9 protein-coding genes are annotated in these 16,762 nt (G+C 62.5%); 7 read left to right on the top strand and 2 right to left on the bottom strand.

The window, feature by feature from the left end; all coding sequences use genetic code 11:
* Positions 1 to 32 precede the first annotated feature (32 nt).
* The gene (locus AC4BCK_RS13225; protein WP_400620262.1) at positions 33 to 4,886 is read left to right on the top strand and encodes an NAD-glutamate dehydrogenase; all 4,854 of its coding nucleotides are present in this window, start codon (positions 33 to 35) and stop codon (positions 4,884 to 4,886) included.
* 28 nt (positions 4,887 to 4,914) lie between these two features.
* Complete coding sequence (locus AC4BCK_RS13220) at positions 4,915 to 6,381, top strand: sensor histidine kinase (RefSeq protein WP_104184989.1); 1,467 nt, start codon at positions 4,915 to 4,917, stop codon at positions 6,379 to 6,381.
* A gap of 117 nt (positions 6,382 to 6,498) precedes the next feature.
* On the opposite strand, the gene AC4BCK_RS13215 is transcribed toward AC4BCK_RS13220, so the two are convergent.
* Entirely contained in the window at positions 6,499 to 6,747 is a 249-nt protein-coding gene (locus AC4BCK_RS13215) for a WhiB family transcriptional regulator (protein ID WP_015937605.1), read from the bottom strand.
* A gap of 230 nt (positions 6,748 to 6,977) precedes the next feature.
* On the opposite strand from AC4BCK_RS13215, the gene AC4BCK_RS13210 reads away from it, so the two are divergent.
* A complete protein-coding gene (locus AC4BCK_RS13210) occupies positions 6,978 to 7,466 on the top strand; it encodes a hypothetical protein (RefSeq protein ID WP_374724816.1) in 489 nt (162 codons plus the stop codon).
* On the opposite strand, the gene AC4BCK_RS13205 is transcribed toward AC4BCK_RS13210, so the two are convergent.
* Positions 7,427 to 11,587 (bottom strand): helicase HerA-like domain-containing protein, encoded by a 4,161-nt coding sequence (locus AC4BCK_RS13205; RefSeq protein WP_490566014.1) that lies wholly within the window; start codon positions 11,585 to 11,587, stop codon positions 7,427 to 7,429. The genes AC4BCK_RS13210 and AC4BCK_RS13205 overlap by 40 nt on opposite strands.
* 283 nt (positions 11,588 to 11,870) lie before the next feature.
* Here AC4BCK_RS13205 and glf point away from each other — a divergent pair, with 283 nt between their 5' ends.
* Genes glf through AC4BCK_RS13185 form a run of 4 tightly spaced genes read left to right on the top strand, consistent with a single transcriptional unit; the run spans position 11,871 to position 16,673 of the window.
* On the top strand, positions 11,871 to 13,058 hold the full coding sequence (glf, locus tag AC4BCK_RS13200) for a UDP-galactopyranose mutase (RefSeq protein ID WP_251421240.1): 1,188 nt from the start codon (positions 11,871 to 11,873) through the stop codon (positions 13,056 to 13,058).
* Positions 13,055 to 15,046, top strand: a complete 1,992-nt coding sequence (locus AC4BCK_RS13195; RefSeq protein WP_251421154.1) for a glycosyltransferase — start codon at positions 13,055 to 13,057, stop codon at positions 15,044 to 15,046. Before glf ends, AC4BCK_RS13195 begins: the two co-directional genes overlap by 4 nt.
* Positions 15,047 to 15,916, top strand: coding sequence for an ABC transporter permease (locus AC4BCK_RS13190; protein WP_251421155.1), 870 nt, complete (start codon positions 15,047 to 15,049; stop codon positions 15,914 to 15,916).
* 1 nt (position 15,917) lies between these two features.
* A complete protein-coding gene (locus AC4BCK_RS13185; RefSeq protein WP_251421156.1) occupies positions 15,918 to 16,673 on the top strand; it encodes an ABC transporter ATP-binding protein in 756 nt (251 codons plus the stop codon).
* Positions 16,674 to 16,762: the final 89 nt, after the last annotated feature.

The following is a 16,762-nucleotide window of genomic DNA, read 5'->3' as shown; positions in this document are numbered from 1 at the left end:
CAGCAAATATTTCGTGATGGAGGCGTTTGTCGATGTCGTCTGGATCCAGCGTGGAGGATCAGCCCCTTTCCATTGAAGGCGATGAGAGTTTCATTGGGGACTACTACCAGCACCTAGCCGAAGAGGACGCCCGGGCCTACCCGCGGGACGTGCTGGTGGCACGGGCGGACCATCACCGGGACGTTGCCTCGGTCCGGCAAAGGGGCCAGGCAAAAATCGCCATCATGGACGAGGAAGACAGCAGCGTAGTCTTCGTTGTCACCGATGACATGCCGTTCCTGGTCGATTCCGTGAACGCCGAACTTGTCCGGCAGCATGCCGCCATCAAGCTGGTAATCCACCCACTGTTCGTGGCGACGCGCAACCGGGAAAGCGGCGAGCTTACCAAGGTCAACAGGGTCCCCGCGCACCTCGGGATATCCAGCGGTGACACGGCTGCCATGCCCAGCCTTTCGCACCTGATTGCCCAGGGCGAAAATGCCTCCCATATGGAGTCCTGGATCGCCGTCGAGATTAACCGTGTTTCCAAGGAGGCAAAGGCAGCCCTCCTTGAGGGCCTGGAACGTGTCCTCAAGGATGTCCGCGCCGCTGTCGAGGACTGGCCGAAGATGCGTCAGAGGGCCATCCAGATTGCTGAAAGCCTGGATCAGATCGCAAACCCTGCACAGATCGCGGAGCTGCGGCAGGCGAAGGACCTTCTGCGTTGGCTTGACGACGGGAACTTCACGTTCCTTGGCTACCGGGAGTATGACCTGGTGAACGTCGACGGCGAAGACGTGCTGGAACTGCGTGACAACAGCGGCCTGGGGCTGCTTCGGGATTCTGAGGATTCGCCGCACATCCAGCACCTGACGGATACAGGCCGGAAGAAAGCGCGGGAAAAGCGCGCCCTGGTCATCACCAAGGCAAATTCCAGGTCAACCGTCCACCGTTCGGCGTACCTGGACTACATCGGGGTCAAGAGCTTCGACGCCGAGGGCAACGTCAATGGGGAGCGCCGCTTCATTGGACTCTTTGCCACCAGCGCCTACACCGGCTCCGTCCGGGACATTCCCATCGTGCGGGAAAAGGTGGATGCAGTGCTCAAGAGCGCCGGCTTCCCGCCGGACTCCCACTCGGGGAAGGACCTGCTGGGGATCCTGGAAACCTACCCCCGGGATGAGCTGTTCCAGATCGAGATCCAGGACCTGGCCGCAACGGCCCTCGGGATCCAGAAGCTGCAGGAGCGCCGCCGCACCAGGCTCTTCCTCCGGCCGGACATCTACGGAAGGTTCATGTCCGCCGTCGTGTACCTCCCCAGGGACAGGTACACCACCAACGTCAGGCTCCGCATCGAGCAGGAACTCCGCGAAACGTTCCAGGCTGTTTCCATCGACTACGAGGCCCGCATGACGGAGTCGGCGCTGGCGCGGCTGTTCTTCCGCATCCGGCTGCCCAAGAATGCGGACTTCAGTGGCGTGAACACCGTGGAACTTGAGAAGCGGCTTGTCCGAGCCGCCCGTTCGTGGAGCGAAGGCATCGCAGAGGTGCTGCGCGAGAGTCGCGACGTTCCCGAGGCGAAGGAGCTTGCCGCCATCTGGTCCGAGGCATTCCCGGCCAGCTACCGCGTGGACTACGAAGTGGAGGACGCCCTCGAAGACATTGCGCGCTTCGAGAAGTACGGCGCCGCCGCGGAACGGTCCGAGGGTACTGTGCAGGAGAAGCCCGGCGTCCACGTCTACCTTCCGGAAGGGGCGGGTGCAACGCTGGAGGAAGACGCACGCGTCAAGCTCTACATGCTTGAACCCAAGAGCCTCAGCCAGATCCTCCCGTACTTCCATAACCTTGGCCTGGAAGTCCTGGACGAGCGGCCGTTCGAGATTGAGACCGCGGACAGCCGCGACTTCTTCCTGTATGACCTCGGCCTGAAGTACCCGGCCAAGGTGGATCCGCTCTCAACCGGGCAACTGCTGGCCGATTCCTTCGGCGCGGCAGTCACCGGTGCATCCGAATCGGACAGCTTCGACCGGCTGGTCCTGAGGGAAGGCCTGCAATGGAGGCAGGTCACCGTGCTGCGGGCCTATGCGCGGTACATGCGCCAGATGGGCAACACCAACTCGTTTGGGTTCATGGCAGACACCCTCCTGGCCAACCCGAGGGTTACGAAGGGGCTCAACGCCCTCTTCGCTGCGCGCTTCGACCCGTCCCTGAGCGACGACGAGCGGGCCGAGGCGCAGGCCTCTGTCCGCAGGGATCTGGATGTTTCCATCGAGAAGGTGGCAACGCTCGACGCCGACAGGGTCCTGCGAACGTTCGTGAACCTGATCGAGGCTACGCTGCGGACGAATTACTACCAGGACAGGACGCACCTGAGCTTCAAACTCGATCCATCACAGATCGAGGGCCTGCCGTTCCCGCGCCCGATGTTCGAGATCTGGGTCTACTCGCCGCGCGTCGAGGGTGTCCACCTCCGCTTTGGCAAGGTGGCCCGCGGCGGGCTGCGCTGGTCCGACCGCCGCGAGGATTTCCGCACCGAGATCCTCGGGCTGGTGAAGGCCCAGACGGTAAAGAATGCGGTCATCGTGCCCACTGGGGCCAAAGGCGGGTTCTTCGCCAAGCAACTGCCGGACCCCACTGCAGACCGTGCCGCGTGGATGGCGGAAGGAATCGAAAGCTACAAAACCTTTATCAGGGGCCTGCTGGACATCACTGACAACCTGGTCACCGAGGGTGACAGCGAAAAGCTTGTGCCGCCGTCGGACGTTGTGAGGCATGATGACGCCGATTCCTACCTCGTGGTGGCTGCGGACAAGGGCACCGCGACCTTCTCGGACATCGCCAACGGACTGGCTGCGGAGTACGGGTTCTGGCTGGGGGACGCGTTCGCGTCCGGCGGCTCCGTGGGGTACGACCACAAGGCTATGGGCATCACCGCCCGCGGCGCCTGGGAGTCGGTGAAGCGCCACTTCAGTGAGCTCGACCTGGATACCCAGACCCAGCCGTTCACCGTGGTGGGCGTGGGTGACATGTCCGGCGACGTGTTCGGCAACGGCATGCTCCTCTCACGGCACATCCGCCTCCTCGCCGCGTTCGACCACCGGCACATCTTCCTCGATCCCAACCCCGACGAGGAAGCCTCTTTCGTGGAGCGGCAGCGGTTGTTTGAGCTGCCCCGGTCCTCTTGGGATGACTACAACAAGTCGCTGATCAGTGAGGGCGGCGGCGTCTTTGCCCGTCAGGCCAAGTCCATTCCGGTATCAGCCCAGGTCCGTGCCGCGCTTGGCCTGCCGGCCGAAACAACCGAACTCAGCCCGCCGGAACTCCTCCGCGCGATCCTCCTGGCCCCCGCGGACCTGCTTTACAACGGCGGCATCGGTACGTACGTGAAGGCGAGCACCGAAACGAACGCGATGGTGGGGGATAAGGCCAACGACGCGATCCGCGTCGACGGCCGGGACCTGCGCGTCAAGGTGGTGGGCGAAGGCGGAAACCTCGGCATGACGCAGCGTGGGCGCATTGAAGCTGCTCTGCAGGGCGTCATCCTGAACACTGACGCCATCGACAATTCCGCCGGCGTTGACTGCTCCGACCATGAAGTGAACATCAAGATTTTCGTGGACCGCATGGTGGCGGCGGGGAAGCTGTCGCCCGAGGAACGTGCAGGCTTCCTAGCGTCGATGACTGACGAAGTGGGCCGGCTGGTTCTCGAAGACAACATCGACCAGAACATCCTGCTGCTGAATGACCGGACCAGGGTGGCCGAGTGGAGCCCCAGCTACGAACGGCTGATGGACTGGCTGGAGAAGAAAGCCGACCTGAAGAGGGACCTTGAGGCGCTTCCCACTACGGCGACCCTGCAGGAGAGGCTGCAGCAGGGGCAGGGACTGACGTCACCTGAACTCTCGGTGCTGGCAGCATACGCAAAGATCGAGCTGGCAACAGCGCTGCGGGAAAGCGACCTCGCCGACGACCCCTGGTTCAGGCAGACGCTGCGCGCCTACTTCCCCGCGCAGCTGCGCGAACGCTTCGATGCCGAGCTGGACACCCACCCGCTCCGCCGCGAAATCATCGCCACGGTGGTTGCCAACGACATCATCAACCTCGGCGGCATTACGTTCGCCTTCCGGGTGATGGAGGAAACGTCCGCCAGCGAAGTGGCCGTGGCCAAGGCGTTTGTTGCTCTAAGGGAGGTCTACGATCTGGACACCATGGTGGGCGAACTGAACAGCCTCCCGGCGTCCTTCCCCACGGAGCATTGGAGCACCGTCCACCTGGACATCAGGCGGCTGCTGGACCGGGCTGTCCGCTGGCTCCTGGGACAGGGAACACTGTCGCGGCCCATCGCAGACGTGGTATCCGAGTTCAAACCGGTAATGGAACCCATGCGCGGGCGCCTGCTGGACTACCTGCGCGGCGATGACCGGGAACGCGTGGCCAGCTGGCTGGAAAACGCACGCGAGTGGGAGCTGCCGGAAGCTCTGGCCCTGCGCTGGGCAGAGCTTTTCGAAAGCTTCGTGCTGCTGGACATCGCCAAGATCGCCCACGTGCGCAAGGACCCGGTGGAAGAGATCGCGGCCGTTTACTACACGGTCTTCAACCGGTTCCATGCAGATTCATTGCTGGAACGGATCAGCAGCCTTCCCCGGCAGGACAGGTGGCAGGCGCTGGCCAGGGCTGCCTTGCGGGATGATCTGTACTCCACCATCTCGGACATGACGACGGCGGTGCTGGATGCCACTGCCGCCGCCGACTCGCCGGAGTCGCGCCTGAAGGACTGGGAAGCCCGGAATGCCGAGCAGCTCACCAGGGCGAAGAGCATGTTCGATGAGGTGAATTCGCTCGAGGCCGACGATATGGCTTCACTGTCGGTAGCATTGAGGCTCTTGAGGTCAATCGTCCGACGCTAGCAAGTCCGGCGTCGAAAATGGAGGTGCAGTGGCAATCTTTACGGACCCTATCAGGGAACACGCTGATTTTGGGCCGGGCGATGCCGAATGGCTGCACCTCCTGGTGGGGGACTGGCAGATGGTCGCGGACCTTGCTTTCGCCGACCTGGCCCTGTGGTTCCCCCACCCTGAGCTTGGCTATGTCGCGCTCGCCCACGTGCGACCCTCCACCACGCACACCGTGTTCCACGGGGACTTCGTGGGGGAGGGCATCCGCTCGGACCTGCAGCCTCTTGTAGATAAGGCGTGGAACAGCCGTTCCATCGAGCGCTCAAGCGAAACCAACTGGAGCAGCGATATGGCCCTCCGCGTGGAGGCCGTTCCCATGGTCCGCAACGGCCGCACGCTGGCGGTGGTCACCACCCACATGGACCTCTCCAGCTCGCGGATGCCTTCGCGTCTTGAACTGACCTACCGGCAGTGCGCATACGACCTCCTCCGGATGGGCACCCTGGGCCTGTGGCCGGACTTCGCCTCGCCCACAGGTTCCCGGCGCGGTGCACCCCGGGTTGGGGACGGGCTCATCCGGCTGGATGCGGAGGGAATCGTGCAGTACGCGAGCCCCAACGGAGTCTCTGCGTTCAGGCGGCTCGGAGACGGGGAGTCCTTGGAGGGCCGCTCACTGGCCGAGGTGACCGCCAGCCTGCTGAAGGACCGCCGCATGGTGGACGAGACGTTGCCCCTGGTTGTTACCGGGCGGATGCCTTGGCGCAGTGAAATCGAATCCCGTGGCGTGAGCCTTTCCCTGCGCGCCATTCCGCTGCGGGATGAGCAGCAGCGGTTCGGTGCACTGGTCCTGTGCCGTGATGTGTCGGAGCTTCGCCGGCGTGAAATGGAGCTCGTGACCAAGGACGCCACCATCCGCGAGATCCACCACAGGGTCAAGAACAACCTGCAGACTGTGGCGGCGCTGCTGCGCATGCAGTCCCGCCGCATGGTCAGCGACGAAGCAAAGCAGGGGCTCGAGCAGGCCATGCGCCGGGTGGCCACCATCGCGCTCGTCCACGAGACACTGTCCCAAGGTCTCACCCAGAGCGTTGACTTCGACGAGCTGATCGGGCGCCAGTTCCGGCTGTCAGCTGAAGTCGCCTCGCCCTCGCAGCAGGTGAGGACGGAACGATCCGGCACCTTCGGCGAGTTGCCGAGCGATCTTGCCACCCCGCTGGCACTGGTCATCAATGAACTCGTGACCAATGCGGTGGAGCACGGTCTTGAAGGCAGGGCCGGGACCGTTTGGCTGATTGCTGACCGGTCTGAAGGGGATGACGGTGAGGAGCTCACCGTCACCATTGCCGACGACGGCGTGGGCCTTCCGGATACGCCCCACGTTGAGGGACTTGGCCTTCAGATCGTACGGACCCTGGTGACAAGCGAGCTTGGCGGGACTATCCAGTGGCGGCCCCGGGAAGGTGGCGGCACCGCAGTGGAGATCCGGATCAGCCTGGCAGGCAAGTAAGCCGGGCGCAGGAGCTGTTGGCCGCCTGGACAGCACGCTGCTGCGCCAGACAACAACAGCCCCGGCGACAACCATTGGGGTTGCGGCCGGGGCTGTTGTTTGTGGCTTGAGGTGTGCCTAGGAGGCGCGGCGGGCGCGGGCAGCGCGGCGCTTCAGCGCCCGGCGCTCGTCTTCGCTCATGCCGCCCCAGACGCCTGCGTCCTGGCCCGACTCCAAAGCCCACTGCAGGCACGTATCCACAACGGGGCAGCGCCGGCAGACACTTTTTGCTTCTTCGATCTGCAGAAGGGCTGGCCCCGTGTTCCCGACGGGGAAGAAGAGTTCAGGGTCCTTTTCGAGGCACGCTGCGCGGTTACGCCAATCCATGCTGATCAGTTGCTCCATTTCTGGGAAGAGCCCTTGTGAAATTATTCACTAGTGGCTACAAAGGAAAAGGGCCCGGCAGGGCCCCCTTGGTCATCTGAATCAAGCCTGTCATGTTAACGACGTGTAAACAAGAGGTAATAACGCTTGATATCCGCGGAAAGCTGAGCGATACATCACACTTGCGCTGATGGCCCCGACCACTGTCCGACTATGTCCGGTAGGGTGCCAGTGTGTCAAGACCCCCGAGAAACCCAACGAACCCCCCGTCCTCTTCCGAGGAACCCGGCCAGGGGCCGCAACTATCTGATGGGGCTGCCCAGGGTCCCCGGCCGCCGGCTGTGATTGCCGTGACCCTGGTGGTTGCCGCGGAAGCGACGGCCCTCCTGCTCGCTGCTTGCTGGTATGGGTACCAGTTGGCCGTCGGGAGCCCAGTCCTGTCCTTCTGGGGAGCGGTTTTCACCCTGGGGTTACTGCTGGCATTTTCGGCGTGGCTGTACGCGGTCGCCGTCTATCTTTACCGGGGCTACCGTTGGACCCGGGCCGCTGCCCTCGTAGCGCAGCTGTTTGTTTTGACCATCGGGTTCCCTGCTCTCAGCAGTGGCCTCGTGCTCGCCGGCCTCGCGATGCTGCTTCCTGCGGCAACCGCGATTGTGCTCCTTTTCCACAACAGAGTGATCAGCTACGCCTCCCGCACCGGAGGATCCACACCGGCGCTGTGACCGGAATCCCCGTCGCGTCGCGGCACGCCCGCCCAGGCCACTTGAACCGCCGAGGACTTCCCACGGGCAATCAGCACACCCCTGCCTGCGGGCGGATTAGGTTCGATCTCAAAGCGGACTCCGAAGAGGTCTCCCTCCGACGTTGACCGCGGGGACAGCAGGAGTCCAGTCCCGGTGGCCCGCGCGTCCATGGCCAGCGGGACGCGCTGGATCAGCAAAGGACTGTAGTTCGCTGTGAAGACAACTGCATGGCCCAACGCGTGCGTGTCAGAGATGTCCCTCAGGGGCCCTGCAGCCAGAAGGTCGATGTCGTCCACCAACAGCACTGCTTTTCCAGGCAGTGTTCCCTCCCTCGCCTTCTCCAGGGTTCCCTTCCATAACTCGCCGGGGTCACTCACCCTGCCTGGGTGAATCCATCGGTCCGCACCGGCGTTCAGCGTTTGCAGGGCCCGCAGGAAGTTCGTTTTACCGGACCCGGGTCCTCCCAGGACGGCAAAGATGCCCCCCGGCGGGACGTGCACAAAGACGGGGTCCAGTTCGTCGCCGCCGACGCCGAATAGCACATTCCGCGGCATGGAAGGACAGGCATCCCGGCGCCTGGGAGCAACTTGAACCACAGCGGGTATCGATAGGCCTTCCGGCAAACCCGGCCTGGGCTGCCCGGCATCGTCTGTCCCGGTCCCCACTTCATGCGTGACGGCATTCCTGAATGACGACTGTCCCGGCTCGGCTTCGGGTCCGGAATCCTCCGATCGACGCGCTGCCGCCCTGACCTCCGCGGCTGTTACCAGGGCGGGCAGCGGCTCGACCCGGAAGGGCCGCTTCCCGGGCTGCTGCGTCCCGCTCCTGACTTCTCCGGGGCCGTGGGGCCAGGAAAAGTCAGGAGCGGGCTCGTAAAGCTGGCACACAGACGCGGTGCCGCAGGCGATGGAGCCAAACGCTACTCCTCTGCCCTTGACCGCGTCCGTGGACGGCATCCTTGGCCACGCTGTCCTGCTGTCCTCGTGTGAACCGGAGGGGAAATAGATGCGGTTGGGCAGGGACCCGCAGAACCTCGCGGTTACGAGTTCCCGCTCTCCGGAGATGATGACGGTAATACCCGCCCTGGCGCCGTCGCGGACAAGATCCTGCACCAGTTCCTCGGCCCAGGCCAGCGGGCCGGCCCGAAACGCGGAGACCCAGGAACCCCACCCGGAGATGGCGAGAAGCAGCGGAACGCCCCCATGGTCATTCCGGCCCAGCCGGGCAGCCATTTCCCGGCCCAGCCGTTCCAGGACGCGGACTCCGCGCCGCAGCTCATGCAGCCCTGTGTGGGCTCCGGTCCGCGGGTGCGTTGCCAGCCCGTTGAAGGCCGCGGCCGCGTCCAGGAAATAGCAGTGTGTTTCTTCCTCATGTTCTGCCACGCCGTGGACCGCCAGCTCGAGGGCTTCGGATGCTCCTGATACCGGACTTCCTATCAAAGCAAGATGCCCGTCTTTGGATGGGGTCCAGACCAGCGGTCTGATTGCCTGCTGGTGGGGCACATCGAGCAGGCCCAAAGCAATGGCCGGCCCTTGTGTCCCGCCAGGTTCCGGGAGCGCCCCAGCGAGACCTGATGCGGGCCGGGCGGCTTTGAGCGGCAGCGGAGGGGATACCGGACGCCGGGGTGCAGGCCCTGACTGCGACGCCCAAAGATGCCGGACCATCGCAACGAGAGGGGCTGCTGCCTGTGCCGGAGTCCGGCCCGGGACGTCTGGTCCTGCGAGGTTGTTGTGGTCGCGGGCCGAGAGGAAATCGGTGGTGAGCTGAACCGTGACTTCATCCACGTCACTGTCGGGTGCGGGGAGCACGGCGGATGCAGATTGGAACTCCTGGGGCGGCTCCGTGCCTCGGGCAAGGAAAGCGCGGCCCGGCGTGCTGAGGCTTATTCCGGCAGCGGCCTTGGTATTGAGGATGTCGTGGGACTCCAGGTCGGACTGGACCCGGAGCGCGATGCTGGAAGTAACGTTTGCCCGGATATCGGCGGTCAGTGCTCCCTGGGGCCGCTGGGTGGCCATGACCAGGTGCAGGCCAAGCGAGCGGCCGATGGACGCGATGCGCATCAGTTCGCGGAGCGCTTCGGGGGCGTCGTCCACGAGCATGCGGAACTCGTCGATGACAATGACCAGGTGGGGAAGGGGACGATCCCCGGAGGCTGGTGTTTCCCGGTAGGCGGCAAGGTCCGGAACCTGTGCAGCGGCGAGGATTTGCTCACGAAGCCTGATTTCGGCCGTAAGTGAGGTGAGCGTCCGTTCGAGCTCATGGGCGGACAAATCGGTCAGGACGCCGACGCAATGGACCAGCCCGGCCAAGGGGCCGAGACCGGCGCCGCCCTTGAAATCGACAAAGAGGAAGTTCACCCGGTCCGGCGGATGGGTGAGGGCCAGTGCCAGCACCAGCGTGCGGAGAAGCTCCGACTTTCCGGAGCCCGTTGTCCCTGCCACCAGCAGGTGCGGGCCATCGGTTTGAAGGTCCAGGACCAGGGGGCGCCGCTTCGCCTGCATCCCCAGGGGGACTGCCAGAGTTCCTGCGCGGGCAGGCGAGTTCCAGCGGGCAGCGGTGTGGGCGGGGGAAGGCGGCAGCAGTTCACCAAGGGTACAGGCGGAGGGAACTGCGTCTTCCGTGCGGTTGAGCAGGCCCGGGAAAGCCGCCAGTCGTCTGCAATAGCTGCTGAACACGTCATCGGGAGCCAGATCGGGGACGAACGTAACCTCCCTGCCCGGTTCCCTCAGGCGCGATTGCCGTTCGGTCAGCTCTACGTCGGAGATGCCGGGTGGGCTGTCAGCCGGAGAAAACTCAAGCACTTGCCAGTTCTGCCGAGCCGCCGTTTCGCGAAGCCCTGCCTCATCCTTTCCTGGGGCGTCAGTCAGCAGGAGGACACCGTGGTCAAAGTCTCGAGTGAAACCGCCGGTGATCGCGCGTAGGCACGCCTGCCGGGACGGAGCGAAAGTCACGCCCGGCAGAAACCGGGCAGGCAGGGGAAGGCTCCCCGGGCGGCCGCAGATCACTATGCGTGTTTTGCGGCCCGCTGGATACCCGGCAAGTTGCATGACGAGTGATCGCAGCATTCCCTCCAGCATGGTTCGGGGTCCCCGCAGGGTGGTGTGGCTATGCGCCGGATTCAACATCACGGGCACTTCCCCCACAGACGGAATGGCGTGGTGGGCGGTCCCTGATTCAATTTTCAGGTTGGCAGTTTGGGGCGCCTGTCCGAGCCGCAGCCATGCCCTGCCCTCAGCGCGTCCTGTCCGCGGCGGAGCCTGGGCATGGGTCCCAGCAAGCACCAGCAGCGCCAGTGACGGACCGGCGCGCTTCCGCCGCTTCTGGTCGTCTAGGACCGCGGCGCTGATCCTTTTGGTGAATTCGCGCCTCTGGTGGCGCCCGGAGGCCAGCGGGACAAGCACGGATACTGCCGATACCGCCGCGAAAGCCAGGAACATCCACATACCCGTAAGGACTGCGAGTCCGACGCCGATGGCCAGGGGGAGCACTGCGGTAAGCCAAAGAATCCCGCGGTTGGCGGACTCCTGATGGCCCGCAACCGTGAGGGGATCCCGGACTGAAGTGCCGGCGTCGGCAAGTGCCTTGTCCGGGGCATCCAGGAAGACCAATGACATCGTCGAACTGCCGCAGCGGATGGAGGAAGCCGTGGAGATCAATGCATGGCGGACCCGTTCGCCGTCGATGTATGTGCCGTTGGCGCTGCCCAGATCAATGATCATGATGTCTTTTTCGGTTACCACCAGGCGGGCATGTTCCCTGGAAAGTTCGGGGTCAGGGATCACGATGCGCGTATTGCTTCTGCCGATGGTGTAGCTTCCGCGCTGCAGGGGGACTAGGGTGCCTGCTCCGGCGCCGCTGTGAACGGCCAGGGCGATGGGGGCAGCGCTATCGGAGGCGGGCCGTCGCCGGGATCTCCGGTCAGCGGGGTGGCTTCCGCCGTCGACCAGGACGGCGCCCGGGACCAGGGGCGCCGTTCCGAGGCTCAGGGAACACAGGTCCTCCCCGCCAACAAAGACGGCTCCCGCGCCGAACGTCTTCACAAGCTCAGCGTGGATCCTCTCACCGGACGTGCCGGGCGGGGCCGTGACAGTAAGTTCCAAGGGCGGTCCGGGCTGCGGCGACTGCGGGCCTCGGACCAGTGTGCAGTGAAGCGTCATGGGTGCTGATCCTTTGGTGCCTTTACACTCACGCTAGCCAGAGGTGCTGAAGCTGCGTCACTCCGTGATGTCCCTATGTGGATAAGTTCCCTTGGCGCGCCGCGCAGAGAGGCTGTGGTCCGTCTCGGTGCCCTGCCGATTCGACGGGTTCCGCTGTGCCTCGGGTAGGCTAGAGCAGCAGACTTTGGACGACATTGTGCTGCCCGCATACGACACTGGAGATTTTGTGACCGCTGACCTCGTTATTGTTGGGTCCGGCTTTTTTGGCCTGACAATCGCAGAACAGGCCGCTACCGAGCTTGGCTTGAAGGTCGTCGTCATCGACCGCCGCCACCACATCGGCGGCAATGCATACAGCGAAAGAGAAGAGCAGACAGGCATTGAGATACACCGCTACGGTGCCCACCTGTTCCACACCTCGAACGAGCGCGTGTGGGAGTACGTCAACCGGTTCACGACTTTCACGAACTATGTGCACAAGGTTTACGGCGTACATAAGGGTGAGGTTTATTCGCTGCCGATCAACCTTGCGACCATCAATCAGTTCTTCCGCGCCAACCTCACCCCCGGCCAGGCTCGGGATCTCATTCAGGAACAGGCGGGGGAACTTGCCGGCACCGACCCCCAGAACCTGAATGACAAGGGTATCCAGCTGATCGGCCGTCCGCTGTACGAGGCATTCATCAAGCACTACACCGGTAAGCAGTGGCAGACCGATCCAAAGGATCTGCCCGCTGGCATCATTTCGCGGCTGCCGGTCCGTTACAACTACGACAACCGGTACTTTAACGACAAGTATGAGGGCCTGCCCACCGACGGCTACACCGCCTGGATCGAGAAGATGGCAGAGCACCCGAACATTGAGGTGCGGCTGAATACAGATTTCTTCGACGAATCGCATGAATACAGTAAGAACAAGGTGGTCGGGAACCTCCCGGTTGTCTACACAGGTCCGGTCGACCGCTATTTCGACTATGCCGAAGGCGACCTCTCCTGGCGGACCATCGATTTTGAGCAAGAAATTCTGGAGGTCGGCGACTTCCAAGGAACCTCGGTTGTGAACTACAACGACAACGATGTGCCCTACACACGCATCATCGAACCCCGCCACTTCCACCCGGAGCGCGACTACCAGACGGAGAAGACAGTCGTCATGCGCGAATTCTCGCGCTTCGCCGAAAAGGGCGACGAGCCGTACTACCCGGTCAACACCTCCGCCGACCGGGAACGCCTACTTAAATACCGTGACCTCGCAGCTGGTGAGAGGGACGTCCTTTTTGGCGGCCGACTGGGGACGTACAAGTACCTGGACATGCACATGGCCATCGGTTCTGCACTCAGCATGTTTGATAACAAAATCAGGCCGCACTTCGAGGCCGGCACCAAACTTGAAAGTGGAGGAGTGGACGCATGAGCGAGCAAGAAGAAAGCACCCGTTGGGCACCTATTCAGCGCATCATTCTGCCCTCGTCGGACCAGCCGGACACTGTGTCCCTCTATGTGGACGCCGGATCCGCCAGTGGAATCCGGCTTCGCGAAAACGACGAGTTTGCCCGTACGCCCAAGCTGCTTGAAGACAAGCTGCAGATGTACAGTTCTGAAAGCCGCGAGGCGCACTTCGAGGACCTTTTGTCCCGTCATTCGATGCGCGTCCGTTCCGGTGAGCAGATTTCCTTTGGCACCTATTTCAACGCCTTCCCCGCGAGCTACTGGCGGCGCTGGACCTCCGTGCGCGACGTGCGCCTCGTAGTTCAGACAAAAGGAACCGGGACCGTAACGGTCTACAAGTCCAACGCCCGCGGCTCTGTGCAGCGCGTCGATGGCAAACACGTCGACGGCTCAGCCACCTCGGTCTTCGAACTCACCCTGAAGCCGTTCGGGGACGGCGGCTGGTACTGGTTTGACGTGGCGGCAAGCTCCGGCGATCTCGTTGTCGAGAACGGTCAGTGGGAAGCCCCTGATGGCTCCCGGCCGAAGGGCCAGGTGACACTGCAAATCACCACCATGAACAAACCTGACTTTTGCCTCAACAATGCCAGGATTCTCGCGGAGAACCCGGACGTGTTGGACAACGTCAAGGAGATCCTGATTGTGGACCAGGGGACGTTGAAGGTCGAACAGCAGGAGCACTTCGAGGTTGTGAAGGAATCACTGGGCGGCAAGCTCCGGGTGATAAACCAGGCCAACCTCGGGGGATCGGGCGGGTTCGCCCGCGGGATGTATGAGTCGGTAGAAAACGGCAGCGACTACGTACTTTTGCTCGATGACGACATCGTGGTGGAGCCCGAGAGCATTGTCCGGCTTCTTACGTTCGCCGACCACTGCCGTAAACCGACCATCGTCGGCGGCCACATGTTCGACCTCTACAACCGCAGCGTCCTGCATACCTTCGGAGAGGTTGTGGATCCATTCCGGATCGTTCCAGCGCTGCCGCACGCCGATATGGAGACTCGGCACGACTTCAGCGTGGCCAATCTCCGTCAGACTCCGTGGCTGCACCGGCGCGTCGACGTGGACTACAACGGATGGTGGATGTGTCTGATCCCAACAACCGTAATTAAGGAGATCGGTCTTTCCCTTCCCCTCTTCATTAAATGGGACGACGCCGAGTACGGACTTCGCGCGAGGGAAGCTGGGTTCGCCACCGTATCCCTCCCCGGTGCTGCCGTTTGGCACGTTTCGTGGATTGATAAGGATGACCTAGTGGGCTGGCAGGCTTACTTCCACGCGAGGAACCGCCTGATCACCACGCTGATCCATAGTCCGTATCCCAAGGGTGGCCGTGTGCTGCGGGAGTCAGTGCAGGCGGACGTGAAGCATCTTGTTTCCATGCAGTACTTCACCGAGCACGGGCGCATAGAAGCACTCCGGGACCTCTTCAAGGGGCCCGAAGGCCTTCATAAAGTCCTCGCTTCGAAACTGCCGGAGATCAACTCGTTGAAGTCCGAGTATCCGGACGCCCAATTACGGGACGACGTGGACGACTTCCCTGCGCCGAAGATCGGCCGGGGACCCATGGGGGGTACCGTTGTTGGAATGCCCAGCAAAAAGGAACTCATTCCGTGGGGCATTAAGACGGTTGCCCGGCAGCTGATCAAAGCCCCCGGGCCAGAGAGCGCCGAGCGCCCCCAAGGATATTTGGCCCACCGGGATAACCGTTGGTTCAGGGTGGCCCACTACGACAGCGTCGTGGTGTCCAACGCCGAAGGCACGGGTGCTTCCTGGTACCAGCGGGACCCGAAAAAGTTGAAATCGATGCTCGCCGAAGCGACACTGCTGCACGCCAAGCTACTGCGGGAGTGGGACAAGCTCGCTGACCAGTATCGGCGGGCCGTACCGGAGATTAGCTCGTTCGACGCCTGGAAGAAGACCTTTGAGGCGAATGCCAAGGACGACGCCTAGATGGCCGGTCAAACCGACCAGTTGGTAAAGCCTGGAAGCGGACGGGGGCTTCTCGACGTCTACGGGGACAGATTCCTGCTGAAGCTGCTGGTACGCAAGGAAATTAAGGTGCGCTACCGCGGTTCCGTGCTGGGGCTGCTATGGTCCTACGTCAAGCCGTTGGTGCAGTTCCTCATCTATTTCGTTGCGCTGGGCATTTTCCTGAACCTCCAGCGGGGCACGCCCAATTATGCAATCTATTTGTTCGCCGGCATTGTCCTGGTGAACTTCTTCACGGAGTCGCTCTCAAACGCAACCCGTTCGATTGTGGATAATCGTGACCTGATTCGGAAGATTTACCTCCCTCGGGAACTCTTTCCGGTATCCACCGTGTGGGTTTCGGCCGCCCACTTCCTGCCGCAACTGCTGGTCCTGATTGGCGCGTGCCTTGTTGTGGGCTGGACACCATCGATCCTGCAACTGGCAGCCGTAGTCCTGATTTTCGGTATGGTGGCTGTTCTGGCAACCGGGCTGGGCCTTTTGTTCGGTGCTGTCAATGTCTACTTCCGCGACTCCGAAAACATTGTGGATATGATCGTGATGGTCGTGACATGGGCCTCTCCCGTACTGTACGTCTGGTCCATGGTTGAACGTGTGATGGGACCGTGGTTCTGGGTCTACCAGCTCAACCCCATGACAGTAGCCGTCGAAGTATTCCATTGGGCGTTCTGGGAACCGACGCTCAAGGCGGATCAAATGGTCGCGGACACAATGCCGCCCGATCTGCTGACGGTCTGGCTGCCCGTAGCAATGCTGGTGACGCTGGCAGTGCTGTTCCTGGGCCAGCTGACGTTCCGCCGCCTTGCCATCCACTTTGCACAGGAGCTTTGAGATGACTTCCTACGGCGATGTGGCCATCAGTTGCGTGGGCCTCAGGAAGCAGTTTGTGCTTCGCCATACCCGGTCGCTGAAGGAAGCCCTCGTGTGGCTCGTCAAGGGCCGCAAGGGGGACTTGTCCAAAAAGTTCCTGGCACTTAAAGATGTGTCCCTTGAGGTGAAACAGGGCGAGACTGTGGCGCTTATGGGCCTGAACGGCTCCGGAAAATCGACGCTGCTGAAGCTAATTTCTGGAGTTCTGCAGCCGGACGGCGGGACGGTCCGGACCCGGGGCCGGGTTGCCGGTCTGATCGAAGTGGGGGCAGGTTTTCATCATGACCTCAGCGGTCGCGACAATGTGTACCTCAATGGCGCCATTCTTGGAATGACCGAGAAGCAGATCGATAAGATGTTTGATTCGATCGTCGAATTTTCGGAGATTGGCGAGTTCATCGACACGGAAGTGAAATTCTATTCGTCCGGTATGTATCTCCGCCTGGCTTTCTCCATTGCTGTACACACAGACCCCGAAGTGTTCCTGATCGATGAAATCCTTGCCGTCGGCGATGAACCCTTCCAGCGGAAGTGCATCGCAAAGATCAAGGAGTTGGCCGATTTGGGCAAGACCCTGTTTGTGGTGAGCCATGACCTGGACCTGGTCGCCACTGTCTGTGAGCGGGGCGTCCTTCTGGAGCACGGCGAGGTCATCATGGACGGGAATGTGCACGACGTAGTGTCGGAACTGCGTCGCCGGTCCCTCACTGAGACCTAAAAGCATAAGCCGGAGAAACAGGATTACGTGGTTTTCCTAGCCGGCACCTCCTTATCAGAATCTGTCCCGAATCTCCCGAGAGTGGTGTT

The sequence above is a fragment of the Pseudarthrobacter sp. As-47 genome (genome assembly GCF_058215595.1).
The sequence above is the reverse complement of the archived record's forward strand: the minus strand, read 5'-3'. Positions and strand labels throughout refer to the sequence as shown.

Excerpts from the sequence above, each read along its gene's own strand:
- AC4BCK_RS13215 (WP_015937605.1), bottom strand. The coding sequence starts at position 6,747 with ATGGATTGGCGTAACCGCGCAGCGTGCCTCGAAAAGGACCCTGAACTC.
- AC4BCK_RS13195 (WP_251421154.1), top strand. The coding sequence starts at position 13,055 with ATGAGCGAGCAAGAAGAAAGCACCCGTTGGGCACCTATTCAGCGCATC.
- AC4BCK_RS13185 (WP_251421156.1), top strand. The coding sequence starts at position 15,918 with ATGACTTCCTACGGCGATGTGGCCATCAGTTGCGTGGGCCTCAGGAAG.
- AC4BCK_RS13190 (WP_251421155.1), top strand. The coding sequence starts at position 15,047 with ATGGCCGGTCAAACCGACCAGTTGGTAAAGCCTGGAAGCGGACGGGGG.
- AC4BCK_RS13225 (WP_400620262.1), top strand. The coding sequence starts at position 33 with ATGTCGTCTGGATCCAGCGTGGAGGATCAGCCCCTTTCCATTGAAGGC.